The 23,898-nt window shown below is 68.9% G+C and carries 22 protein-coding genes; 14 read left to right on the top strand and 8 right to left on the bottom strand.

Annotation, left to right across the window (positions count from 1 at the left end):
• Positions 1–6: 6 nt before the first annotated feature.
• Positions 7–366, top strand: a complete 360-nt coding sequence (locus O3I_RS37270; protein ID WP_014988223.1) for a GntR family transcriptional regulator — start codon at positions 7–9, stop codon at positions 364–366.
• 13 nt (positions 367–379) lie between these two features.
• On the opposite strand, the gene O3I_RS37265 is transcribed toward O3I_RS37270, so the two are convergent.
• Positions 380–2,005, bottom strand: coding sequence for a dolichyl-phosphate-mannose--protein mannosyltransferase (locus O3I_RS37265; protein ID WP_014988222.1), 1,626 nt, complete (start codon positions 2,003–2,005; stop codon positions 380–382).
• Positions 2,006–2,233: 228 nt separating this feature from the next.
• On the opposite strand from O3I_RS37265, the gene rsmI reads away from it, so the two are divergent.
• The 3 genes from rsmI (at position 2,234) to O3I_RS37250 (ending at position 4,933) form a co-directional block, all read left to right on the top strand.
• On the top strand, positions 2,234–3,094 hold the full coding sequence (gene rsmI, locus O3I_RS37260) for a 16S rRNA (cytidine(1402)-2'-O)-methyltransferase (RefSeq protein WP_014988221.1): 861 nt from the start codon (positions 2,234–2,236) through the stop codon (positions 3,092–3,094).
• A 139-nt stretch (positions 3,095–3,233) separates the two neighbouring features.
• Positions 3,234–4,166 carry an SMP-30/gluconolactonase/LRE family protein gene (locus O3I_RS37255; protein WP_014988220.1) on the top strand — a complete coding sequence of 311 codons (933 nt, stop codon included), beginning with the start codon at positions 3,234–3,236 and terminating at the stop codon, positions 4,164–4,166.
• 14 nt (positions 4,167–4,180) lie between these two features.
• Positions 4,181–4,933 carry an isocitrate lyase/PEP mutase family protein gene (locus O3I_RS37250; RefSeq protein WP_014988219.1) on the top strand — a complete coding sequence of 251 codons (753 nt, stop codon included), beginning with the start codon at positions 4,181–4,183 and terminating at the stop codon, positions 4,931–4,933.
• A gap of 45 nt (positions 4,934–4,978) precedes the next feature.
• Here O3I_RS37250 and O3I_RS37245 read toward each other — a convergent pair whose 3' ends face one another.
• Both O3I_RS37245 and metG read right to left on the bottom strand, forming a co-directional pair.
• Positions 4,979–5,662: a TetR/AcrR family transcriptional regulator gene (locus O3I_RS37245; RefSeq protein ID WP_014988218.1), complete on the bottom strand. Its 684-nt coding sequence runs from the start codon at positions 5,660–5,662 to the stop codon at positions 4,979–4,981.
• 106 nt (positions 5,663–5,768) lie between these two features.
• On the bottom strand, positions 5,769–7,379 hold the full coding sequence (metG, locus tag O3I_RS37240) for a methionine--tRNA ligase (protein WP_272944280.1): 1,611 nt from the start codon (positions 7,377–7,379) through the stop codon (positions 5,769–5,771).
• 32 nt (positions 7,380–7,411) lie between these two features.
• Between metG and O3I_RS37235 the strand changes: the two genes are divergently transcribed.
• From O3I_RS37235 to rsmA, 4 genes are all read left to right on the top strand, one after another.
• Positions 7,412–8,239, top strand: a complete 828-nt coding sequence (locus O3I_RS37235; protein WP_014988216.1) for a TatD family hydrolase — start codon at positions 7,412–7,414, stop codon at positions 8,237–8,239.
• A 247-nt stretch (positions 8,240–8,486) separates the two neighbouring features.
• The gene (locus tag O3I_RS37230) at positions 8,487–9,614 is read left to right on the top strand and encodes a resuscitation-promoting factor (RefSeq protein WP_041564834.1); all 1,128 of its coding nucleotides are present in this window, start codon (positions 8,487–8,489) and stop codon (positions 9,612–9,614) included.
• A 154-nt stretch (positions 9,615–9,768) separates the two neighbouring features.
• Positions 9,769–10,920 carry a lipase family protein gene (locus tag O3I_RS37225; protein ID WP_014988214.1) on the top strand — a complete coding sequence of 384 codons (1,152 nt, stop codon included), beginning with the start codon at positions 9,769–9,771 and terminating at the stop codon, positions 10,918–10,920.
• A 32-nt stretch (positions 10,921–10,952) separates the two neighbouring features.
• Entirely contained in the window at positions 10,953–11,834 is an 882-nt protein-coding gene (rsmA, locus tag O3I_RS37220) for a 16S rRNA (adenine(1518)-N(6)/adenine(1519)-N(6))-dimethyltransferase RsmA (RefSeq protein WP_014988213.1), read from the top strand.
• Between the two features lie 390 nt (positions 11,835–12,224).
• On the opposite strand, the gene O3I_RS37215 is transcribed toward rsmA, so the two are convergent.
• Positions 12,225–12,431 carry a heavy-metal-associated domain-containing protein gene (locus tag O3I_RS37215; RefSeq protein WP_014988212.1) on the bottom strand — a complete coding sequence of 69 codons (207 nt, stop codon included), beginning with the start codon at positions 12,429–12,431 and terminating at the stop codon, positions 12,225–12,227.
• A 239-nt stretch (positions 12,432–12,670) separates the two neighbouring features.
• On the opposite strand from O3I_RS37215, the gene O3I_RS37210 reads away from it, so the two are divergent.
• A complete protein-coding gene (locus O3I_RS37210) occupies positions 12,671–13,606 on the top strand; it encodes a 4-(cytidine 5'-diphospho)-2-C-methyl-D-erythritol kinase (protein ID WP_041563116.1) in 936 nt (311 codons plus the stop codon).
• On the opposite strand, the gene O3I_RS37205 is transcribed toward O3I_RS37210, so the two are convergent.
• Positions 13,607–14,455 (bottom strand): LLM class flavin-dependent oxidoreductase, encoded by an 849-nt coding sequence (locus O3I_RS37205; RefSeq protein WP_014988210.1) that lies wholly within the window; start codon positions 14,453–14,455, stop codon positions 13,607–13,609.
• A gap of 274 nt (positions 14,456–14,729) precedes the next feature.
• Here O3I_RS37205 and O3I_RS37200 point away from each other — a divergent pair, with 274 nt between their 5' ends.
• Positions 14,730–16,529 carry an ABC-F family ATP-binding cassette domain-containing protein gene (locus O3I_RS37200; protein WP_014988209.1) on the top strand — a complete coding sequence of 600 codons (1,800 nt, stop codon included), beginning with the start codon at positions 14,730–14,732 and terminating at the stop codon, positions 16,527–16,529.
• 64 nt (positions 16,530–16,593) lie between these two features.
• Here the strand turns inward: O3I_RS37200 and O3I_RS37195 are convergent, their stop codons facing one another.
• Together O3I_RS37195 and O3I_RS37190 are read right to left on the bottom strand one after the other, a co-directional pair.
• Entirely contained in the window at positions 16,594–17,478 is an 885-nt protein-coding gene (locus O3I_RS37195) for an Abi-alpha family protein (protein ID WP_014988208.1), read from the bottom strand.
• Positions 17,469–18,791, bottom strand: a complete 1,323-nt coding sequence (locus O3I_RS37190) for a hypothetical protein (RefSeq protein WP_141691920.1) — start codon at positions 18,789–18,791, stop codon at positions 17,469–17,471. Before O3I_RS37190 ends, O3I_RS37195 begins: the two co-directional genes overlap by 10 nt.
• A gap of 261 nt (positions 18,792–19,052) precedes the next feature.
• Here O3I_RS37190 and O3I_RS46720 point away from each other — a divergent pair, with 261 nt between their 5' ends.
• Positions 19,053–19,946 (top strand): Abi-alpha family protein, encoded by an 894-nt coding sequence (locus tag O3I_RS46720; RefSeq protein ID WP_081594231.1) that lies wholly within the window; start codon positions 19,053–19,055, stop codon positions 19,944–19,946.
• A 223-nt stretch (positions 19,947–20,169) separates the two neighbouring features.
• Positions 20,170–20,691, top strand: a complete 522-nt coding sequence (locus O3I_RS37180) for a nuclear transport factor 2 family protein (RefSeq protein WP_041564832.1) — start codon at positions 20,170–20,172, stop codon at positions 20,689–20,691.
• 10 nt (positions 20,692–20,701) lie between these two features.
• Here O3I_RS37180 and O3I_RS37175 read toward each other — a convergent pair whose 3' ends face one another.
• Positions 20,702–22,321 carry a peptide chain release factor 3 gene (locus O3I_RS37175; RefSeq protein ID WP_041563115.1) on the bottom strand — a complete coding sequence of 540 codons (1,620 nt, stop codon included), beginning with the start codon at positions 22,319–22,321 and terminating at the stop codon, positions 20,702–20,704.
• 323 nt (positions 22,322–22,644) lie between these two features.
• Here O3I_RS37175 and O3I_RS37170 point away from each other — a divergent pair, with 323 nt between their 5' ends.
• Positions 22,645–23,244 (top strand): 50S ribosomal protein L25/general stress protein Ctc, encoded by a 600-nt coding sequence (locus O3I_RS37170; RefSeq protein WP_014988203.1) that lies wholly within the window; start codon positions 22,645–22,647, stop codon positions 23,242–23,244.
• Between the two features lie 23 nt (positions 23,245–23,267).
• Positions 23,268–23,849: an aminoacyl-tRNA hydrolase gene (gene pth / locus O3I_RS37165; protein ID WP_014988202.1), complete on the top strand. Its 582-nt coding sequence runs from the start codon at positions 23,268–23,270 to the stop codon at positions 23,847–23,849.
• The last annotated feature ends 49 nt before the right edge of the window (positions 23,850–23,898 follow it).

Genomic DNA, 23,898 nt, shown 5'->3' with positions numbered 1-23,898 from the left:
TGAGCGATGTTCAATATCACGGTGTCACATGAGTCGGCGGTCGCGCCGTACGAGCAGTTACGCATGGGGATCATCGCCCAGGTGCGCTCGGGCGTGCTGACCGCGGGCACGAAGATCCCCACCGTCCGGGCGCTGGCCGCGCAACTCGGCCTGGCGCCGAATACGGTCGCGCGCGCCTACCGCGAGCTGGAAGCCGACGGTGTCGTCGAAACCCGGGGCAGGCAGGGCTCTTTCATCGCCTCCTCGGGCGACCCGACGCGCGATGTCGCGGGGCGGGCGGCGACGGCCTATGTCGCCACCGTCCGCCGGCTCGGCCTCGACGACGCGGCGGCGCTGCGCTACGTGCAGGCCGCACTGGAAGGTTGAGCGAGCCTAGGACCTAGCGCCAGCTGGGTAGCCACAGGTGGTCGTGCCAGTTGCCCGGCGTGATCGGCAGCGCGGTGAGGATCGGCCACAGCCAGATGAAGTTCGCGATCACCAGGCCCAGGTACAGGCAGACGGCGAGCAGTCCGAGCGCGTGTCGTTCGTCGGGCGCCACCGGTAGGTAGGTGCCGACGGGGCTGCGCGGCACCGGTATTCGCCGCGACGGGCCCAGCACGTCGCCGAGTACCAGGGCCATGCCCATCACCAGGAACGGCGCGAGGGCGACCGCGTAGAAGTAGTACATCTGCCGGTCCAGCGTCAGGAACCAGGGCAGCAGCGCCGCGCCGTAACCGACGAGCACCGCCGCGTAGCGCCAGTCCCGGCGGACCACGCTGCGCCACAGCAGCCACGCGATCATCGGGAGGGCGAGCCACCAGATCGCGGGGGTGCCGATGAGCATCACCGCCTTGACGCACTGGGTCTGTCCGCAACCGCTGACGCCGTTGTCGGCGTAGTAGTAGAGCATCGGGCGCAGGCCCATCGGCCAGGTCCACGGCTTCGATTCCCAGGGATGGTGATTGCCCGCCGAATTGGTCAGGCCCTCATGGAATTCCAAGGCCCTGGCGTTGAAATACCACAGCGAGCGCAGGGCGTCGGGCACGATATGCGACCAGAATCCGCCGGTGCCGATCGGATCCGCCGGTGCGGACGGGTTACCCGCCATGTAGCGATCGATGCCGGTCTCGCTGGCGAACCAGGCCCAGTAGCTCGCCAGGTACAACCCGAGCGGCACCAGCACCAGCGCGTACAGCGCGGGCCCGATATCCCGGATCGCGGTGCCGTACCAGGGACTACGCACGCCGTACGCGCGCCGGGCGGTCAGATCGAAGCAGACGCTGAGCAGTCCGAACGCCACGATGAAATAGACGCCGGACCATTTCGTTCCGCAGGCCAGGCCGAGCATGACGCCCGCGCCGAAGCGCCACCAGCGCACGCCGAGCCGGGGACCCCACCGGGTCACCCCGATCCGTCCTTCCGCGTCCGCTCGGGCCAACCGGGCCCGCACCTCGTCCCGGTCGACGATCAGACAGCCGAAGGCCGCGGTGACGAACAGTGCCAGGAAGATGTCCAGCATGCCGATGCGGGAGGAGACGAAGGTGAGGCCGTCGGCGATCAGCAGGATGCCCGCGATCGCGCCGATCAGCGTCGATCGGGCCATCCGGCGGACGATGCGGATCACCAGCAGCACGAGCACCGTGCCCGCCACCGCGGAGGCGAAACGCCAACCCCAGCCGTTGTAGCCGAACATCGCCTCGCCGATCGCGATGAGCTGCTTGCCGATCGGCGGATGCACCACCAGCCCGTACCCGGGGTTGTCCTCGACCCACCCGCCGGTCAGCATCTGCCAGCCCTGCGGCGCGTAGTGCTTCTCGTCGAAGACGGGGGTGCCCGCGTCGGTCGGGTAGTTCAGCATGGTGAACCGGGTGACCGCGGCGATCGCGGTGAGGAACGCGGTGACCAGCCAGCCGCGCAGCGTGTCGGTCGGCCCGAAATCGGGGGACGGCCGCCGTGGCGCGGGGCTCGACCAGGAGGGCACGGCCCCGAACGGTGCGGTCGCGCGCTGGTCGGTCACCTGTGTCACGCCCCGATCGTATGCTGTGCACCCCGCGAGGTCCCGCATCGGTGAGCCCGCCGCTGTGTTGGTCACATAGCACGCGGGTACCCGGCGCGTGGTCACGATCACATACCGAACGGCCGGGGTCGGCGTGGTCGCCGGGAACGTTTCGGGCGAAGGGTCTTCGGGCGGCGGGTCACGGGTGGCTAGGCTGCTCGGGTTCGGTGTTCGGCGGACGCGTGAGACGGGAGAACGGTGGCGGACGAGGCGACTGGGTCGGGCAGGCTGGTGCTCGCGGCGACGCCGATGGGCGATATCGGGGACGCGTCGCAGCGCCTGCGCGACGCGCTCGGGTCGGCCGACATCGTCGCGGCGGAGGACACCAGGCGAACCAAGTCGCTGGCCAAGGCGCTCGGGGTGGAGATCACCGGTCGGGTGGTGAGCTTCTACGACCATGTGGAGACCGCGCGGATTCCGGCGCTGCTCGGCGATATCGCGGCGGGACGCACGGTGCTGCTGGTCACCGACGCGGGCATGCCGTCGGTCAGCGATCCCGGCTATCGGCTGGTCGCGGCCTGCGCCGAACGCGACCTACCGGTGACCTGCCTGCCCGGACCGTCCGCGGTCACCACGGCTTTGGCGCTGTCCGCGCTGCCGGTGGAGCGGTTCTGCTTCGACGGTTTCGCGCCGCGCAAGTCCGGGCAGCGGCGAGAGTGGTTGCGCACCTTGGCTGTCGAATCGCGGGCCTGCGTCTTCTTCGAGGCGCCGCATCGGCTCGCCGACTGCCTGGCCGACGCGGTCGAGGTGCTCGGCCCCGACCGCCGCGCCGCCGTCTGCCGGGAATTGACCAAGACCTACGAGGAGGTCGTGCGAGGGACCCTCGCCGAACTCGCCGCCTGGGCCGTGGACGGCGCGCGCGGTGAGATCACCGTCGTGCTCGCGGGCGCGCAACCGAAAGCGGCCGACCCCGCCGATCTGGTCGCCGAGGTCGAAGCGCTGACCGCGGACGGTCTGCGCCTCAAGGCCGCTTGCGCCCGAATCGCCGCCGACCACAACGTTTCCCGCAACGAACTGTACGACGCCGTGCTGACCGCGCGCCGCGACGACGCGGACTGACCGGCGCGGTTGTGCGACCCGCCAGGTCTCGGCCACGGAAATCGGCAGACTGACAAAGGATCGGATTCTCCTCGTCTGCTCGGCCACCGACCGCTAGGTTGGGCCGCGAACAGACGTTGTTGCAGGGGAGGACGATTCGATGGCGATGCGCCGGGTGCTGGTCAACAGTGTGCTAGCGGTGGGCGTCGCGCTCACCACGGTCGCGGGGACGGGGTCGGCGGTCGCCGAGGACGGCCCGGCGCAGGGGTGTGCGCGGTGGGCGTCGTCGACCGTGGCGTCCGGATACGGCATCCTCGAGAACCTGGCGTTCGACGGACGCGGCGGGATGCTGCTGTCCGAGGTGCCCGCGTCCGGCGTGGGCGGAGCGCTGCGCCGACTGGGCTCGGACGGGTCGCGCACGGAGCTGGCGCAGGTCAGTTCCCCGGGCGGCATCGTAGTGTCCGGCGCCACCGCGTATTTCACCACCGGTGGATCGTTGAGCAGCGGGTTCGCCGGGCGAGCCGACGGCACGATCGAGGCGCTGGACCTGGATCGGGGCACCGTCGCGACCGTGGCCCGCGGGCTGACGGCGCCGAACGGTCTAGCCGCGTTGCCCGACGGCGACTTCGTGGTGAGCCGGGACCTCGGTTCGCCGAACACGCTCACCAGGATCGCCGCGGACGGCACCGGCGCGCGTCCGTTCGTCGCCGAGCTGACGTCGACGAACGGCCTCGCCTACGACGGCACGCGGCGCACACTCTTCGTCTCCACCACCTTCGAGCCCGTCACCACGCTGGCCGCGATCGACCTGGCGCAGCCGGACGCGCCGCCCGCCCGGATCACCGTGCCCGGCTTCGGTCCGCTCAATGCCGCCGACGATCTGACCGTCGGCCCCGACGGCGCCGTGTACCTGGCCTTGAATGCGGCCGGACGGGTCCTGCGCATCGATCCCGACACCGCCCGAACCTGTGTTGTCGCGGACGGCATCCCGTTCGCCACCTCGGCCCGCTTCGGCGCGGGCCCCGGCTGGGATCCGGGCGCGCTGTACGTCACCAGCTTCACCGGCGCGATCACCCGCTTGACCCCGCCCTGAGCGAAGATGGTTCCATGACTTCACTGGAGAACAAGGCAAAGGAATTTCTCGCGCTGCACCGCCCCGGCGATCCGGCCGTCCTGCCCACCGTCTGGGATGCGTGGTCCGCGAAAGTCGCTGTGGAAGCGGGGTTTTCGGCGCTCACCGTGGGCAGCCACCCGGTCGCCGACTCGCTCGGTCGCAGCGACGGTGAAGGCATGACCTTCGCCGAGTCGCTCACTCGCGTCCGCCAGATCACCGAGGCCGTCGAGGTGCCGGTGTCGGTGGACCTGGAATCGGGCTACGGCCTCGAACCCGCCCAGCTGATCGAGGGCTTGCTCGAGGCCGGGGCCGTCGGGCTCAACATCGAGGACACGGTGCACAGCGAGGGCGGGCGGCTGCGCGCGCCGCAGGAGCACGCCGACCTCGTGCACGGCCTGCGTCAGTTCGCCGACGCGGCCGGTGTGCACGTCGTGGTGAACGCCAGGACCGATCTGTTCATCCGGGCCGACGGCGACGCGGCCGACCGGGTGGACCGGGCGATCGAACGCCTGCGCCTGGCCGCCGCCGCGGGCGCCGACGTGCTCTTCCCGGCCGGCGCGCGCGAAGACGCCGACGTGCGCAGGCTCACCGGCGAATTGCCGTTGCCGATCAGCATGGTCGGTCTGCCCGACAAGTCGGACAAGGCGGTGCTCGCCGATCAGGGGGTTGCCCGGATCAGCTTCGGCCCGTTCCTGCAGCGCGCCCTCACCGCCGAGATCGAGCGGCTGCTCGCCCGCTGGAAGTGAACTGTCGCCGACGGGTGGCCCGGGGTCATCCGTCGGCGGGCGGGCCTAGAGCGCCAGGGTCGTGGTGACGAACTCGATGAACAGGGGCGCCAGCGCGGGAACGTGCGCCGGGCCCTGGGCGATGATGACGCGACGGGTGCGTTCGCCGATGGCGTCCGGGAGGAGCGCGATCAACTCGTCGGACAGCGCGGGTAGCGTCGGATCCGCTTGGCGCGCTTGATGGTAGAAGATCCGGTACAGCTCGGCGAAGCGATCCACCGCGAGATCGCGGTAGTCGACGGCCTGCTGGTTCACCTTGAACGATTCGACGAGGATCAGCCGGGCGAAATCCGGTTCGGTGGCCACGGTTTCGCAGAAGGTGACGACGATCGACTCGATCCGCGCCGCGGCGTCGGCGTCCGGTGGCAGCTGTGCGAGTTCCTCGGCGATCCGGCTCGCCACGATATCGACGCCGGTGTGCACCGCCTCGACGAAACACTCCTCCTTGTTGGCGAAGTGCTCGTAGAAGGTGCTGCGCGAAACCCGGGCCCGGGCAACGATATCGGTGAGCGTCGTGGCCGGATAGCCCTTGCAGTCCACGCATTCGACCATCGCCTCGATCAGGCGTCCGCGCTGCGATACCAGCACCGCGTCGCGGGCCGCCCGATGCCGGTCGGCGAAGCCGGAACTCGGTCCCGGGGCGCCGCCCGCCGCCCGCGCTGTCGCCTCTGTCGCTAACTCCCGGCGCATAACTGCCCTCCCTCGTCGGCCGACCACGAGCAACCGTAACTCGGCATTATCCCGATGCGCGCCAGGCGATTACGCACCGGTAGGGGGTCGGCCGCCGAGAGCGCCGTTACTCCTTGGGCTCGATGTACTTGGGGTACACCGGTTCCGGCGCGGGCAGCGCGACGCCGGGCACGATCGGGGTCGCGATATCGGCGAACGTGCGCTCGGACTGGCCGAGCTGATCGAGGATCTTGCCCGCTGAACCCGGCATCACCGGCTGCACCAGGATCGCGACGATGCGCAGCACCTCGAGCGTCACGTACAGCACGGTCGCCTCGCGCGCCAGATCCTCCGGGGTACCCGCCTTGGCCAGCGCCCACGGCGCCTGCGCGGAGAAGTACCGGTTGGTCTCGCCGAGCGTCAGCCAGATCGCCTCCAGCGCGAGATGCAGCTGCTGGCTGTCGAATTCGGCGCGGCAGCGGTCGAGCAGCCCGTTCGCGAGGTCGAGCAGTGCGCGGTCGTCGGCGGTAAACTCGCCGGGCGTCGGCACCACGCCGCCGCAGTCCCGGGCCACCAGCTTGGTGCTGCGCTGCACGAGATTGCCGAACTCGTTGGCCAGATCTGTATTGATCCGGCCGACGATCGCCTCGTGGCTGTAGCTGCCGTCCTGGCCGTAGGAGATCTCGCGGAGCAGGAAGAAGCGCACCGCGTCCAGGCCGTAGCTCTCCACCAGCGCGAGCGGGTCGACCACATTGCCGACCGACTTGGACATCTTCTCGCCCTTGTTGTACAGGAACCCGTGCACGTAAACGCGTTTCGGCAGCTGCACCCCGGCCGAGAGCAGGAACGCGGGCCAGTAGACGGTGTGGAACCGCGTGATGTCCTTGCCGATGATGTGCACGTCGGCGGGCCAGAACCGCTGGAACGCAGCGGATTCGGTGTCCGGGAAGCCGACGCCGGTGATGTAGTTGGTGAGCGCGTCCACCCAGACGTACATCACATGATCGGGATGACCCGGCACCGGCACACCCCAGTCGAAGGTGGTGCGCGAGATGGACAGATCCTTCAGCCCCGCCTTGACGTAGCTGACGATCTCGTTGCGTCGCGTTGCGGGCGCGATGAATTCGGGATGCTCTTCGTACAGCGCGAGCAGCTTGTCCTGGTAGGCGGAGAGCCGGAAGAAGTAGTTCGACTCCTCGGTCCAGGTGACCGGCGTCTTCGACTCGGTGGAGATCCGGCTGCCGTCGTCGAGCAGCGTGGTCTCCTCCTCGGTGTAGAACGCCTCGTCGCGCACGGAGTACCAGCCCGAGTAGTTGCCGAGGTAGATGTCGCCGTTGGCGAGCATCCGCTCCCAGATCGCCACACTGGCCGCCTGGTGGTCCTCGTCGGTGGTGCGGATGAACCGGTCGAAGGAGATGTCGAGCGTCTTGTCCATCGCCTCGAACACGTCGGAGTTGCGCGCCGCGAGTTCCTGCACCGGGATGCCCTCGGCGACGGCCGTCTGTTGCATCTTCTGGCCGTGCTCGTCGGTACCCGTCATGAAGAAGACGTCGTACCCGTCGAGGCGTTTGAACCGGGCGATGGCATCGGCCGAGATGTACTCGTACGCATGCCCGATATGCGGCGCACCGTTGGGGTACGCGATGGCCGTGGTGATGTAGAAGGCGGGGCGGTCGACGTCGCTCATGGTGCGTCTACTGTAATCCGCGTGGTCTTCCTCGTTCGCGTGAACATCCACTGCACCGTCGCCGGGGTCGCCGGGAGCGTCCGATGAGCGGCAAGCGCCCAGCTCCGGACCTGCCCGAGCCGCTCGCGCCGATCATCGACGCGCACACCCACCTCGATGCCTGCGGCGCCACCGACGCGGCCTCGACCGCCGCGATCGTGGATCGGGCGGCCTCGGTCGGCGTCGGGCAGGTGGTGACCGTCGCGGACGACCTGGCCGCGGCGCGGTGGGCTGTGCAAGCCGCGCACTGGGATTCGCGCGTGTACGCCGCGGTCGCCTTGCATCCGACGCGCGCGAACGCGCTCGACGACGCGGCCAAGGCGGAGCTGGCACGGCTCGGCGCGGACCCCAGGGTGGTGGCGATCGGCGAGACCGGCCTGGACTATTACTGGCCGGGCAAGCTGGACGGCTGTGCCGATATCGAGACACAGATCGAGGGTTTCCGCTGGCACATCGATCTGGCGAAGCGGCTACGCAAACCGCTGATGATCCACAATCGCGAGGCCGATCACGATCTGCTGACCGTGCTGCTGGATGAGGGCGCGCCGGACACCGTGATCTTCCACTGCTTTTCGTCGGATACGAATATGGCGCTGTCCTGTGTGGCCGAGGGCTATGTGCTGAGTTTCTCCGGCACGGTGAGTTTCAAGAATGCGCACGAGTTGCGTGAGGCCGCGAAGGTCGTGCCCGACGAGCAAATTCTGGTCGAAACGGACGCGCCCTATCTGACCCCGCACCCATTTCGCGGCGCGCCCAATGAGCCGTACTGCCTGCCGTACACCGTGCGCGCGCTCGCGGAAATTCGGGAACAAGATCCGGCGGAACTCGCGAAGATCAGCACGGCCAATGCGCGCCGCGTCTACGGCATTTGACCGACACGCCGGATTCCGACCCGCCCGCGCGGATACCCGCAAGGACCCTGGATATGCGAAGTGTGTCCTACGTCACTGTGCCGGTCCCGTTTCGTGATTAACCTGCGGTGTCGATATCGCTCCGTGATATTGAAAGCCCCAGCTGAAGCAACTGTAGGTTGTCGGCCCCCGACCCCTTCGTTATCGTGCTGTGACCATGGCCCATCCGTCGCCCGCTCGCCACGTCCCACTGGATCGCTCCGCGATCCTGTGGCCGATCACGCGGATCAACCAGTCCCGCTCGCCGCTGCTGTACGCGGCGGTCGCGGCGCTGCTGATGACGTTGATCGTCGGGGCAGGCCTGGCGATCGTGAACCGCAAGACGGTGACCGTGGTCGTGGACGGCGAGAAGCTGTTCGAGACCACGATGTCCACCGACGTGCGCGGCGTGCTGCGGGCGGCGGGTTTCGCCGTCACCGAGCGCGACAAGGTGGCCCCCGCGCTGGCTGCGCGGATCGGCGATGGTGCGACGATCACGCTCAATCGGGCCCGTGAGGTCGAACTGCAGGTCGACGGTCAACCGCGCAAGGTGTGGACCACCGGCCTGACCGCCGGCGAGGCGCTCGAACAACTCGATCTGCCCCGGGAGGTCTACGTTTCCCCCGCGCGCAACGAGAAGCTCCCGCTGGAAGGCGCCGCGTTGCAGGTCGCGACGCCCCGGTCGGTCGCGCTGCGCGACGGCGTCGGCTCCTTCGTCGATGTCCGCCTCGCGGCGCCGACGGTCGGCGAATTCCTCGCGGTGGCCGGCGTTCCGCTGCTCGAGCAGGACACCGTCGAGCCCGCGGCGTCCACACCGCTCACGGAGGGCCAGCGAATCACGGTGACGCGCAAGCGAACCGAAAACCGGACCGAGACGCTGCCGCTCGATCCGCCGGAGAACGTGATCGAAGACCCGGCCATGAACATGAGCCGGTCGGTGGTGGAGACCCCCGGCGCGCCCGGGGTGCAGGACGTCACCTTCGCGGTCACCATGGTCAACGGCGTCGAGGTGGACCGCAAGCCGATCAACTCGACCGTGACGGTCACGGCTCAGCCGAAGACTGTGCGCAAGGGCGCCAAGCCCGGCACCGAGGTGCCGCCGGTGCGCGACGGCGCGACCTGGGACGCGCTGGCCCGCTGCGAGTCCACCGGCAACTGGAGCATCAACAACGGCAACGGTTACTACGGCGGCATCCAATTCGACCAGGGCACCTGGGAACGCCAGGGTGGCTTGAAGTACGCGCCGCGCGCCGATCTCGCCACTCGCGAGGAACAGATCGCCATCGCCGAAATCACCCGCGCCCGCCAGGGTTGGGGCGCGTGGCCCGCCTGCACGAGCCGGCTCGGCATCAGCTGATCGGTGACGCCGGTCACGCTCGGTGATCCGCGAATTCGTTTTTCATTCGCGGCCGCGCCACGCCGACCTGGCACTCTCCGACTGATCTATACACTCGTCCAGGTTTGGTGACGGTGTGGGTCGGGTTGTGAGGTGTGCGGTGCGAGTTGTCCAGATGTGCAAGCGAGCAGTCGCGGTGACGATCTTGTCGGCGAGTGCCACGTTGTCCGCGCAGATCGCGCCCGCCCACGCGGCCGCCCCCGGCGCGCTGATCTCGGAGATCGCGCAGCCGGACGGGTGGCGTGGCACCTCGGGCGGTTCGGTCGTCGAGTACTGGATGCGCGGCTCGGACGGGACGCCGCGCCCGGCCAGCGGCGCGCTCTTCGTGCCCCGCGGCACCGCCCCCGCCGCGGGTTGGCCGATCATCGCCTACGACCACGGCACCACCGGGCTCGGCATGGGCTGCGGCGGCCAGTCGGATCCGGCCGGCCGGCCGTACCCGGAGAGCCGGGCCAAAGAGGACGCGCTGATCCAAGGCTTCCTGTCCCGCGGCTTCGCGGTGGTCGCGCCGGATTACCTGGGGCTCGGCCGGTTCAACACCGGCCCGCATCCCTATCTCGAGACCAGCACCGAGGCGACGGCCACGCTCGACCTGCTGCACGCCGCCCGCGCGGCCCATCCCGAACTCTCCCGCACCTGGGCGGTTTTCGGCGGCTCACAGGGCGGACAGGCCGCACTGGCCACCGCGCACCGGCAGGTGACCTACGCGCCGGATCTCGATTTCCGCGGCACCGTGGCGATCGACCCCGAATCCGACGTGGAGAAGGTGCTGCCGCTCGCCGGTCCGCTGGTGCCTCCGCTGCCCGACGCCGACGGCGCGATGAGCTTCTTCGTCAGCATCCTGGCGGGCCTGCGCGCCGCGCACCCCGATGTGCGCGTCGATCAGTACCTCACCCCGCAGGGCCGGGCCGTGCTGGACAGCGTCGGCACGCTGTGCCTGGATCGCATCGGAGACCGGGTGCGCGGGCTCGGCGTCGCCGATCTGCTCGACGAGTCGCTCGCCACCGAGCCCATCCGTTCCGCGCTGAACGAGTACCTGACCGTGCCCACCACCGGATACAACGCGCCGATCCTGTTGTTGCTCAACGTCACCGACACCGTCGTGCCCGCCCCGCTGCACGGCGCGCTGGCCGCGCAGTTCGCCGCGAACGGAGTCGACTTCCAGACCGTCCTCGGCGCCGGTGCGCACACCCAGATCAGCCCCGCCATGCAGACCGCGATCGACGCGTTCCTGGACCGCATCAAGGCGAGCCCGGCCGAGCGGTAGGACCGCCGCGGCGGGGTTGATAGGTTCTGTGCGTGTCCGAAGCCGAAATTGCTGGTCGTGGGAGTGCCGCCCTGCTGGGCCCCGCCGAGGTGCGGGTGCTGGCCGAGCGACTCGGCGTGCGGCCGACCAAGCAGCTCGGGCAGAACTTCGTGCACGACGCGAACACCGTGCGGCGCATCGTCACGGCGGCCGGTGTCGGGCGCGACGACGTGGTGCTCGAGGTCGGACCCGGACTGGGTTCGCTGACGCTGGCCCTGCTCGATGTGGTGGATTCGGTGGTCGCGGTCGAGATCGATCCGGTGCTCGCGCAGCACCTGCCGGTGACCATCGCCGACCGGGCGCCGGCCCTGGCCGACCGGTTGTCGGTGGTGCAGGCGGACGCGTTGCGCGTGGCGGCCGCGGATCTGCCCGCGACGCCGACCGCCTTGGTGGCGAACCTGCCGTACAACGTCGCGGTGCCGGTGCTGCTGCACCTACTGGCCGAATTGCCCAGCATCGCGGTCTCTTTGGTGATGGTGCAGGCGGAGGTGGCCGACCGGCTCGCCGCCGAGCCGGGCAGCCGGGTTTACGGCGTGCCCAGCGTGAAGGCGGGCTTCTTCGGCAAGGTCCGGCGTGCGGGTGCGGTCGGCACGCAGGTTTTCTGGCCGGTGCCGCGGGTCGATTCGGGACTGGTCCGGGTCGAGCGCTACGCCGAACCGCCGTGGCCGATCGATACCGAGCACCGTCGCCGCGTGTTCGAGGTGATCGACGCCGCTTTTGCGCAACGGCGAAAGACGCTGCGCGCGGCCTTTTCCGGCTGGGCGGGTTCGCCCGCCGAAGCCGAGCGTCGCCTGGTCGCCGCGGGCATCGCGCCGACGGCGCGCGGTGAGACGCTCGACACTGCGGCTTTCGTCCGGCTGGCTGCCCAGGCCTGACTCGTGCGCCGGACCGGTCGGTTTCTCCTGCGCTGCCAGTCCATTCGGCGATGTGGATTGTGGATAACTCAGGTTTGACACCGCACGGGCCCGGGTTTGCGGCGCGAGCCTCGGGCCGATTCGATTGGCTGCCTTATCGATCCGCCTAAGGCGAGAACTACAGCTCAACGTGGGTGCGGGCTGATCTTGATCGATGGGCTGCCGAGAGGTGGCCACGGCACCGGCGCGACGTTTCGCCGGATGTGGATGAGCCTGTGGATGATTCGTGTGGGCACACTACGGAATACGCCATGTTAGTGCCTGCGCGCAGCAGCCGGACGGCGGGGTGCCGTCCGGCTCTCGGTGTCCGAAAAACCCAGGGGACCGGCCGGTTTCGGCCGAGTCGTGCGGTCAAACGGCGACTTCGTAACCTGCCTCGTCCACGGCGGCGGCGATATCGGTGTCCGCGAGCGGCGCGGTGCTGGCGACCGTGACCGCGCCGCTGGCAAGATCCACGTCGACGCTCGTGACGCCGTCGATCTTGCCGATCTCCGTCTTGACGGAGCTCACGCAGTGCCCGCAGGTCATCCCCGTGACGGTGTAGGTGGAACTGGGCATCTCCGACTCCTTCGCTTGGATCCATCATACGGGCCGGGGGTACCCCGACGATTCGAACATACCCCCAAGGGGTATTGAAGGCAAGACGTCGTTCCGCGCCGCGACCGAGGGCTACCGGAGCGTTGATCGCTGGATCGACGGCCCCCGCGGCGGGTTGCCGTAACCGAAAGATTCACATCGGGTGAAAGGCGCATATCGACGCGAGCAACCGCCGAGCCCACCCGTTACGCTAGGTCATCGTGCTGTCAGTTGTCCCCAGTCCCATCACCGTGCGGGCACCGTCCAAGGTGAACCTCCATCTCGGCGTCGGTGACCTGCGCGCGGACGGCTTTCACGATCTGACGACGGTCTTCCAGGCGCTGTCGCTCAGCGATGATCTGGAGATCGCCCCCGCGGCCTCGCTCGCCGTGCGAGTGTCCGGTGAAGGCGCCGCGGAGGTGCCGACCGACCGCACCAATCTGGTGTGGAAGGCGGCCGTTCGCCTCGCGCATCTGGCGGGTCGCGCGCCGCTGGTGGAAATCGCCATCGCCAAGGGCATTCCGGTGGCCGGCGGCATGGCGGGTGGTAGTGCCGACGCCGCCGCGACCCTGGTCGGCCTCAACGAGCTGTGGGATCTCGGGCTGGGCCGCGAGGAACTGGCCGCGATCGCCGCCGAACTCGGCAGCGACGTCCCGTTCGCGCTGCACGGTGGTACCGCGCTCGGCACCGGACGCGGCGAGCGCCTGCTTCCGGTGCTGTCCCGCAACACCTTTCACTGGGTGCTCGCGCTGGCCAAGGTCGGCTTGTCGACGCCCGCGGTGTTCGCCGAACTGGACCGGCTGCGCGCCAACGGCGCCCCGCCCCGGCTCGGTGAACCCCAGCAGCTGATGCAGGCCTTGGCCTTCGGCGATCCGAAACAGCTTGCTCCGCTGCTGGGTAACGACCTGCAGGCGGCGGCGCTGTCGTTGCAGCCGGAATTGCGGCGTACGCTGCGCGCCGGCGTCGACGCCGGCGCGCTGGCGGGCTTGGTCTCCGGCTCCGGCCCCACCTGCGCATTCCTTTGCGCGAGCGAGGAATCCGCGGTGGCGGTGGCGGCCGAACTGGCCGGTGCGGGCGTGTGCCGCAGCGTGCGCACCGCCAGCGGGCCGGTCGCGGGTGCCCGGGTGCTCAACAGTGAGCCGCCCGGAAAGCACTGATCAGGCGAGCACGTCGGCGAGCCGGTCGACCTGGTCGGCGTCGTGGCCGTGGCAGTAGAGCATCACCTCGTCGGCGCCTAGATCCGCGAATTGTTTGATCGCCGAGCGGATGTCGTCGGGGGTGGTGAGCATGCCGTCGACCATGTAGTCGGCGCGGCCGCTGAATTCGTAGTAGCCGCCGATGGCGGCACGGGCGGCATCGATCAGGTGCCGGTCGCCGAGTGCGACGTTGACCTGGGCGACGATGCGCGGCGCGCCGGGGCGGCCGTGCTCGGTCCAGGAGCGCCGGGCGGTGTCGAAGAGGTCGCCGGCCCAGGACGGTGCGGCGGCGGCGAGAAGTCCGCCGCCCCAACGGCCTACGCGGTCGATCGCGGCGGGCTGGAAGCCGCCGAAGAGCAACTCGGGTCCGTCGGGTCGGGACGGGACGGGCCCGATCGGGCCGCAGTCGGCGCCGTAGGGCGCGCCGGACCACACGCGGCGCAGCACATCCAGCTGTTCGTCCAGGCGACGGCCGCGCGTGCGCAGGTCGGTGCCGGAGGCGAGGTGGTCGTCCGCGCGTCCGCCGACGCCGAGGCCGAGCACGAAGCGGCCGCCGGACATGCGATCGAGGGTGGCCGCCTGTTTGGCGAGCAGCACGGGCTCGCGCAGCGGCGCGATGAGCACCTCGGTCTGCAGCCTGACGCGGCTGGTGGCGCCGGCGAGCGCGGCCAGCGCGACGAGTGGTTCCGGATTGTGGTAGACGAGCCGATCGAGCAGGCCGAGCGTGCTGAACGGGCCGGCGTCGGCGCGCCTGGCCCAGTCGAGCAGTGCCGCGGGATCGGAAATGGGCAGGCCGAGACCGACATGCATGGGAGAACCTCCAGGAGGGAACGCGAATGGATCGGGCCGCCCGCGCGCACCTCGCCGAGCGAGGTGGGGCTCCCATCTGCGGCTGTACTTCCGGGGAGCCCTAGCTGACTAACTTTGTTCGTTACGAACGTTGTTCGTGTTCTCAATGTAGGCGAACGCCGTTCGTCACGCAAGCCCGGCGGACCGCTCAGCTGGTCGAGGCGGGTGCGGACGCGCTCAGTACCCTGGCTCAGGGCGAGTATCGGTCCCGCCCCCGCGCAGCCCGGAAGGATCCATGTCCAACCTGATCAACCTCGAGCAAGTCTCCAAGAGCTTCGGGATCACCCCGCTGCTCGACAACGTGTCACTCGGCGTGCACGCGGGCGAGCGCATCGGGGTCGTCGGTCTCAACGGAGGTGGCAAGACCACCTTGCTCGAGGTGCTCACCGGCCTCGAGCCGCCGGACAGCGGCCGGGTCAGCCGGGTCGGCGGACTGCGGCTCGCGGTGGTGACGCAGCGCGGCGTGCTGCCCGCGGGGGCGACGGTCGGGTCGGTCGTGCTGGCGGGGCTGGCCGACGACTTGAACGGGGTACCGGGCGGCACGGACGCTGTGGCCGAACACGAGTGGGCCGCAAATCCGCGCATCCGGACCGTGCTGGAGGGCATCGGCATCGCCGGGCTCGGCCTGCAGACCTCGATCGACAACCTGTCCGGTGGGGAGCGGCGCCGCGTCGCGCTGGCCGCCGCGCTGGTCCGCGACCTCGACCTGCTCGTGCTCGACGAACCGACCAACCACCTCGACGTCGAGGGCGTGCAGTGGCTGGCCGCGCATCTGCTCGAACGCCGCAGCGCGCTGGTCGTGGTGACCCACGATCGCTGGTTCCTCGACACCGTCGCCACCGACACCTGGGAGGTGGTCGGCGGCAAGGTCGAAAGCTATGCGGGCGGCTACGGCGACTGGATCTTCGCCCGCGCCGAACGGGCCAGGCAGGCCGATGCCACCGAGGCGCGGCGCAGCAATCTGGCGCGCAAGGAACTGGCCTGGCTGCGCCGCGGCGCGAAGGCCCGGACGTCCAAACCGCGCTACCGGGTGGAGGCGGCCGAGGCGCTGATCGCCGACGTGCCGCCGCCGCGCGACAGCGTCTCGCTGGCCGCGTTCGCGCGCAAGCGGCTCGGTCGCGTCGTCATCGAGCTCGAGGACACCACCCTCACCACGCCGGACGGCCGGGAGTTGGTGCGCGACTTGACCTGGCGGCTCGCGCCGGGCGAGCGGGTCGGCCTGGTCGGGGTGAACGGTTCCGGCAAGACGACGCTGCTGCGCACCCTGGCCGGAGACACCGAACCGGTCGCGGGCAAGCGGATTCAGGGCCAGACGGTGCAGATCGGCTGGCTGCGGCAGGAACTCGACGATCTGCCGACCGATATGCGGGTGCTCGAGGCGGTGCAGCAGGTCGCGCAGCGAATCATGCTGGGCGACAAGGAGATCTCGGCCGGTCAGCTGGCCGAGCGACTCGGCTTCAGCCCGGCCCGCCAGCGCACGCCGGTCGGGGACCTCTCCGGTGGCGAACGGCGCAGGCTGCAATTGACCCGCATCCTGATGGCCGAGCCGAACGTGCTGCTGCTCGACGAGCCGACCAACGACCTGGACATCGACACCCTGCAGCAGTTGGAAGACCTGCTCGACAACTGGGCCGGCACCCTCGTGGTGATCAGTCACGACCGCTATCTGATCGAGCGCATCTGTGACACGACCTGGGCGCTGTTCGGCGACGGCAAGCTCACCAACCTGCCCGGCGGCATCGACGAGTATCTGAAAAAGCGTGCGGCGCAAGGGCAGAGCGCCACCCGCGTGGCCGACAAGGCGGCCGCGCCGGTGACCGACGCCGCCGCTCAGCGCGCCGCCCGCAAGGAGCTGTCCCGGCTCGAACGCGCCATCGAGAAATTCGACGAACGCGAGCAGCGCCTGCACGCCGCGCTCGCCGACGCCGCCACCGACCCGGACAAGCTCGTCACGCTCAATGCCGAACTCAAGCAGGTGGTGGCGGACAAGGAAGCCGCCGAGGAACGCTGGATGGAGCTGGCAGAGGACGTTTAAGCCCGGCGGCACACCCCTCGCAGCGGCGGATAGCTACTGCGAGGCGGTGACGAGCTGTGCGCGGCTAGTGGCCGGAGGCGCGATCGTCGGACACGACGACCGGAATGCAGGTGCGGACGAAGTCCGTGCCGAACCCCGTGAGCACGATGCTGCGGTAGATCACCTTGGTGCCGAATCCGGAGCGCTTCAACAGCTCTCGCACCGGTGCCTGGGCTTCGAGCAGCTGATAGCGGTTCGGATTGCCGACGGGCTCGCGGGTGTGCTCGACCAGGCCGAGCCTGCGCAGGTTGGTCAGGTACTGCTGGATCCGGTTCGGGAAGCGCAGTCCGGCCTGCTCGCCGACCAGCGTCAGCATGGAGCCGAGCCGTTCCGCGCCCAGCCGCGGGCGGCCGGTGCGGATGTCGATCGAGGGTTGCGGGCCGTCCATGTGCAGGAAGCGCAGGATGCGGGCCTCGTCGGGGGTCAGCTCGGCGAGCATGCCCGCGAAGGCCGGATGGTTCTCGTCCTCGCCGTGCGTGCTCGCCGACAGCCGCAGCAGCGCCGCGCCCTGCTCGCGCAGCGTCGGAACGGGTTGTCCGGCAGGCTCGTTCGGTGCCTCCGGTAGCCCGAGCGCGCGGCGCACCCGGTCGCGCACCTCGGATTCGGCCTCGGCCAGCACTTCTCGCGGCGGCACGCCCTGAATGCTGCGCTGCACGACGGTCGCGCCGACGCCGACCGCGGTGCCGACGCTCCACGCGGTCATGCCGGTCAGTGCGCTCCAGGTGACCCGTGCGACGCCGGTCGCCGCACGCACGGTGGCCACGGGATAGGAGACGCGCGAAGGGGATTCGTCGCGGCGTAAGATCGCGCGGTCCGGCCGTCGCGCGAGTTCCGTGGACGCCGGGGCGACCTCGGGGTGGTGCTCGACGGCCCCGGCATCGTCGCCGGGTCCGGGTTTCGCTACAGCCATGTGGTCGCCACTCCTGTTCCGAAGATCAGGATATGAGCGTATCCGGCGAAGAGTCCCAACACGCCGCCATGCAGAAAAAGCAGCCACTCATCTTGTTTGATGGCCGAGCGCAGCATGTCCACGAAGTCCGGCGGTTTCAGCGCCGCCATCTGCTTGGCGATGTACTGGTTGATATGCCTGCCCTGGCGCACGTTGAACTCCGGATCGGCGAACGCGATCGGGGCGATGGTCATGGCCTCGGTGGTCAGCGTGGACTGCAGCGCATCGTATTCGCGGCTGCCGAGCATGAACTTGACGGCGGGCCGGGCGGGACCGAGCGCGCGGTCCGCGGCGGGCCGCAGCGTGTCCTCGAGCATCTGCATGGTGCGGTCCGAGCGCGGTCCGTTGAGCAGTTCGTCGCCGATGTTGGCGACGGTCATCACCTGACTGGACACCAATTCGGCGTAGCCGTCGGTGATCTCGGACTGGCGCTTGATCAGCAGCCCTTGCCGCCACGGGCACCACCACTTCGGGTACGCGGGCGCGAAGATCATATTGATGCCGACCCAGTTGACCACCCAGCCGATGATCACGCCGCCGATCGGCAACACCACCAGCGTCGGCCATCCGGTCAGGTGCAGCACGGCGACCACGATCGCGCCCATCGGCGCGCCGAAGAAAAAGCCGAAGTTGATCATGAACCGCAGCTCTTTTGCGCCGAGCACCTGGAACAGTGTGTTGAGCAGTTGCGGCCGGGCCTGGAAGTAGCGAATCACCATCTGCTTCACATCGAGCAGTTGATCAATATTCGCGCCCAATTCATCTGTGAGCTCGCGCAGAATATCCGGCAGTTGCTGCTTGACCCGTGCATGCACCATCTCGCGCACTTGGGTCGGCAGGTTGTACCAGAGCTGTGGATGTTCCCGTTTGAGAATTTCTTCGACGATGTCCTGGATCTGTTCGTCGGCGATGCTCGCGAGATGTTCGGCGAGCTTGTCCGGCTCCAGTTCGCGGTAGAAGTCGGCGACGCTGCCCAGTTTGGCCAGCCCCTTGTCGACGGCGATGCTCGCCATCTTGTCCGCACGCGAGGGCACGATGCCCTGCCAGCCGAATCGCCCGTCATAACTCAGCAGCGGCAGCACTTGAATTCGTTTGGGCAGGAAGGGGTACAACGCGCGAAGTCCGGGTAGTCGCACCCCATGGAACGCGATCGGCCGGAACAGCATCAGCACGCCGGTCCAGTTGGTTATGTACCCGATGACCCCGGTAAAAAGTGGGATCGTCAATAGCTCGAGCAGGATTGTCGGGTGGATTCCGAACACGCTCTCTAACACGACACCCTCCTGCCGACACTCCGGTGACCGCCGCCTCACCGGAACATCAAAGTAGCACCCTGTCGGCATCGGGACTCTATTGTGGCGAGACCGGCCGGATCCGCTCGCGCGGGTGGCTCCGCGGTGAACCGTGCCGAGATATCGGTCACAGTGTTTGTCGGCAATGCCGCGCCTGCTCGGTCCTACCGCGACAATGACCAACGACACAGGGGGCAGTAATCTGTGGGGCGGATTCGTTCACCTGGCGATATCGGAGTAGACGTGGCAAACGACAGGACCGGACAGGACATCGCTCGAGCCGGTTCTCGCGCTGTGGAGCGCAGCTCGGATGTCGAACAGCGGCAGATCAGCAACGAGGCCCGGCTGATTCGCGGGGTGTTCCGGGCCGCGGGCTTGGCGGCGGGCTCTGTCGTGCGCGGCGGCCAGTGGGCGGTCGGCACCACCTACGAGGTCACCAAGGAGATCACCCAGGCCGCGCTGGACGGCGAATCCTCCGCCGATATCGCCGAGCGGACCGGAAATGCGTTGCGCTCCATAGCTCGTAGCGCGCTCGGCGTCACCGAGGGTTCGGTGCGCGAGATCGTCAGCTATGTGCCGACGCCGAACGGGCCGGGCAATCACAGCGGCGCGCAGCAGCAAGCCCTCGCCGTCGGTTCCTACCTGCGCTCGGCGAGCACCGACGAACTGCGCCGCCGCGGCGACGCGCTGCTCGCCCGCTCCGCGGACGTCTACTTCACCGAGGACGTACACCCGGCCTACGACCGAATCCTGGACGAACTGGCGCCCGACGAGGCGCGCATCCTGCGCTTCATGGCGCAGAACGGCCCGCAGCCCTCGGTCGACGTGCGCACCAACCGGCCGCTCGGCATCGGCTCGGAACTGGTGCAGGGCGATCTCACCTCGGTGCCGGAGCAGGCGGGCGTGCGGTACCCGGATCGCTCCCGCCCGTATCTGATCAACCTCAACCGGCTTGGCCTGACGCTGATCTCCGATGATCCGGTCGTGCTGAGCCGGTACATGGTGCTCGAGGTGCAGCCGGTGGTGGAGGCCGCGCTGAAGAAAGCGGGCCGCGCGCCCAAGATCGTGCGCAAGAGTTTGCGGCTCACCGAATTCGGCGAGGACTTCTGCCGCACCTGCTTCACCATCGCGAACTGATCCTGCCGAGTCCCGGCCCCGTCCCGAAGGGCGACCTACGTCGGAATCTCCGACGAAGAGTGATAGCGATCTGGTACAAATCCTTCAAATCGTGAAGTCGTATGGCTTCGGATGGGATTGTTGAAGGATGGAGCAGGGAACCGACGGGCAGGGCCGCGGCGACCCGGGGGCGGGCGTGGCCGACGGGCGGCAGCCGAGCGCCACCGGAACAGGCGGTACGGCAATGGACGACATCGCCGCGATCAACAGATTGAAGTTCCGCTATCTACGCACCCTCGACACGAAATCTTGGGATGAGTTCGCGGACACCATGATTCCCGAGGCGACCGCCACCTACAGCGAATATCTGCAATTCGAATCGCGCGACGCGTTCCTGGCTTTCATGCGCAACACCCTCGGTCCGCACGTCATCACCGAGCATCGCTGCGATCACCCCGAGATCGACGTCGACGGCGATACCGCCACCGGCACCTGGTATCTCGCCGACACCGTGCTCATCCCCGGGCACAACATGCTGCTGCGCGGTGCGGCCTTCTACTCCGACGAATACGTGCGCTGCGCCGACGGCCGCTGGCGCATCTCGCATACCGGCTACGAACGCACCTACGAGGTGGTGCTGTCGCTGAGCGATCTGCCGAGCCTGCGCCTCACGTCGAGCAGATGGGGACTCATCTCCAGGGAAGAGGGCGTCATCTCCGCGGTGGAACGCGATCCGGGAACGACGTCCGAACCCGAGGCAGGCTGACGGACCGCGCTCAGTCCGCCGTCGCGACCAGCGGCTCCAGCGTCAGCTTCGGGAATTCCTTCTCGATGTACTGCAGCCGCCACTTGTCGCTGAACAGTGCGAGCAGCGCACCGTCGCTGCGGGTGAACACCTCGACCCCGCGCTGCCTGCCGAGCTCGTCCGCGGAGGCGGCGTCGGTGCGCCGGGCCAGCGTGTAGGGCAGGTTCTCCATCCGGGTCTCGACGCTGAACTCGGTCGTCATCCGGGCGGTGACCACCTCGAACTGCATCGGGCCGACCGCCGCGAGCACCGGCGAGGCGTCGCCGCGAATATCGTTGCGCAACACCTGCACGACGCCCTCGGAGTCGAGCTGGTCGATGGCCTTGCGGAACTGCTTGTATTTGCCCGCGCTCTCCGCCCGCAGCACCGCGAAATGCTCCGGCGCGAAGGACGGGATCGGCGGGAACTCCACCTTCTTGTCCACGAACAGCGTGTGGCCGGGCGCGAGCGCGGTCGCGTTCACCAGGCCGACCACGTCGCCCGGGTAGGCGGTGTCGACGGTGGTGCGTTCGCGGCCGAACACGGTCAACGCGTATTTCGTCGCGAACGGGCGGCCGGTCTGCGCGTGCGTCACCACCATGCCGCGCTCGAACTCACCCGACACGATGCGCATGAAGGCGAGCCGGTCCCGGTGCGCGGCGTCCATGCCGGCCTGCACCTTGAACACCACCGCGCTGAACGGTTCGGTGGTCTCGCGCTCCTTACCGTTCACATCGGCGCGCGCGCCGGGGGCGGGCGCCAGCGAGACCAGGGTCTCCAGCAGTTGGCGCACACCGAAGTTCAACATCGCCGAGGCGTAGATGACCGGGGAGGTCTGGCCGGCGAGGAACAGTTCCTGATCGTGGTCCTGGCCGGTGGCCGAGAGCAGTTCGCTCTCCTCGACCGCGGTCGTCCACGCCGCACCCTCGCGGGCCTCGGCCTGGGCGGGAGTCAGCGACTCCTCCGGCGCGATGGTCGCGCCGCCCGCGGTGCGGGTGAAGTGGATGTATTCGCGCGGCGCGCCCTCTTCGCCGCGGCGCAGCAGCCCGCGGAAGTCGCCCGCGATGCCGACCGGGAGGAACAGGGGCGTCGGGGTGAGCCCGATCCGTTCGTTGATCTCGTCGAGCAGTTCCAGCGGCGCCTGGCCGGGGCGGTCCCACTTGTTGATCACGGTGATGACCGGGATGCCGCGGTGGCGGCACACCTGGAACAGCTTGAGCGTCTGCGGCTCCAGGCCCTTCGCGGCGTCGATCAGCATCACCGCGGCGTCGACGGCGGTGAGCACCCGATAGGTGTCCTCGGAGAAGTCGGAGTGGCCGGGGGTGTCGACGAGGTTGATCACGCTGTCCTCGTCGGCGCCCTCGGCGCGGTAGTTGAACTGCAGCGCGGTCGAACTGACCGAGATGCCGCGCGCCTTCTCCATCTCCATCCAGTCCGAGACGGTGGAGCGGCGGCCCGCCTTGCCGTGGATCGCGCCCGCCTCGGAAATCATCCTGGCGTGCAGCGCGAGCGCTTCGGTGAGCGTCGACTTACCGGCGTCGGGGTGCGAGATCACCGCGAATGTGCGCCGTCGGGAAACCTCGGCAGGGAGACCCTCGGGGGAGGCGGTCAACGGAACAACCTTTCACAGACGACCTGATCGGCAACCGGTCCAATCTACGCGATCGGATCGACCGCGACACGACCCGCGTCCCGGAACCGCCCGGGTCACCCGATTCCGTCTGGACATAACCCTTGCGGTATGGTGTTCGGGTTGTCTCGGCGAGGGTGACCGCAGACCTGATTTTGCGTTCACCGTGATCGACGCGGCGCGGCTTCCGGCCGTCCTCGTTCGCATCTTCTTGCCCCGACGAGTAGACCAACCAAGCCAGGGCGGAGAACAGTCCCTGGCGCACTGTTGACAGCCCGGAACCGCCGTAGGGAGTAGATCCAGTCATGTCCGACGCCAACCTTCTCGAAGCCGCCGTCCGCACCGAGTTCGGCAAGGGTGCCGCCCGCCGTACCCGTCGGGCCGGCAACGTTCCCGCCGTGCTGTACGGCCACCAGGCCGACCCGCAGCACCTGTCGGTCAACGCCCAGGCCTTCTCCGCGATCCTGCGCGAGCACGGCACCAACGCGGTGCTGAACCTGGTGATCGACGGCAAGAAGCAGCTCGCGCTGACCAAATCCGTTGTGGTGCACCCGATCCGCCGTTACATCGAGCACGCCGACCTGCTCATCGTCAAGAAGGGCGAGAAGGTCAGCGCCGACGTCAACGTGGTCATCACCGGTGAGGCCGCCTCCGGCACCCTGGTCACCCAGGACGCCACCACCATCTCCATCGAGGCCGACGCGCTGAACATCCCCGAGTCCATCGAGGTCTCGGTCGAGGGTGTCGAGGCGGGCACGCAGATCAACGCGGGCGAGCTCACGCTGCCCAAGGGCGTCACCCTGAACGTCGACGCGGAGACCCTGATCGTCAACGTCATCGCCGCGCCGCAGGCCGAGGCCGAGGAAGGCGACGAGGCCGAGGGCGAAGCCGCGAGCGCCGAGTAAGTACTGCTGGATCAGGTCATTCGATGACCGACTCCGTGACCGGGCCCGCGCTCGTGGTCGGACTGGGTAACCCCGGGACCGAATACGAGCGCACCCGGCACAACGTGGGGTTCCTGGTCGCCGACGTGCTCGCGGAGCGCGTCGGCGGCCGTTTCGGTGTGCACAAGAAGTCCGGCGCCGACCTGTTGCAGGCCCGGCTCGACGGCCGCCAGGTGCTCATCGCCAAGCCGCGAACGTTCATGAATCTGTCCGGTCGGCCGGTCGCGGCGCTGGCGAAGTTCTTCTCCGTGCCGCCCACCGAGGTGATCGTCGTGCACGACGAGCTCGACCTGCCGTTCGGCGAGATCCGGCTCAAGCGCGGCGGTGGCGAGGGCGGCCACAACGGCCTGCGTTCCGTCTCCAGCGCGCTGACCACCAAGGACTATCTGCGCACGCGGATCGGCATCGGCCGGCCGCCGGGGCGCCAGGACCCCGCCGATTACGTGCTCAAGCCGTTCGCGACGCCGGAGCGCAAGGAGATTCCGGTGATCGTCGAGCAGGCCGCCGACGCCGTCGAGCTGTTGCTCCGGGTCGGCCTGGAGGCCGCGCAGAATCGCGTGCACTGAGGTCGGCGGCGCGAATGTACCGCGCCGCCAACGCTGTTCGATCGTCGGC

The sequence above is a fragment of the Nocardia brasiliensis ATCC 700358 genome, assembly GCF_000250675.2.
Classification (GTDB): domain Bacteria; phylum Actinomycetota; class Actinomycetes; order Mycobacteriales; family Mycobacteriaceae; genus Nocardia; species Nocardia brasiliensis_B.
The sequence above is the reverse complement of the archived record's forward strand: the minus strand, read 5'-3'. Positions and strand labels throughout refer to the sequence as shown.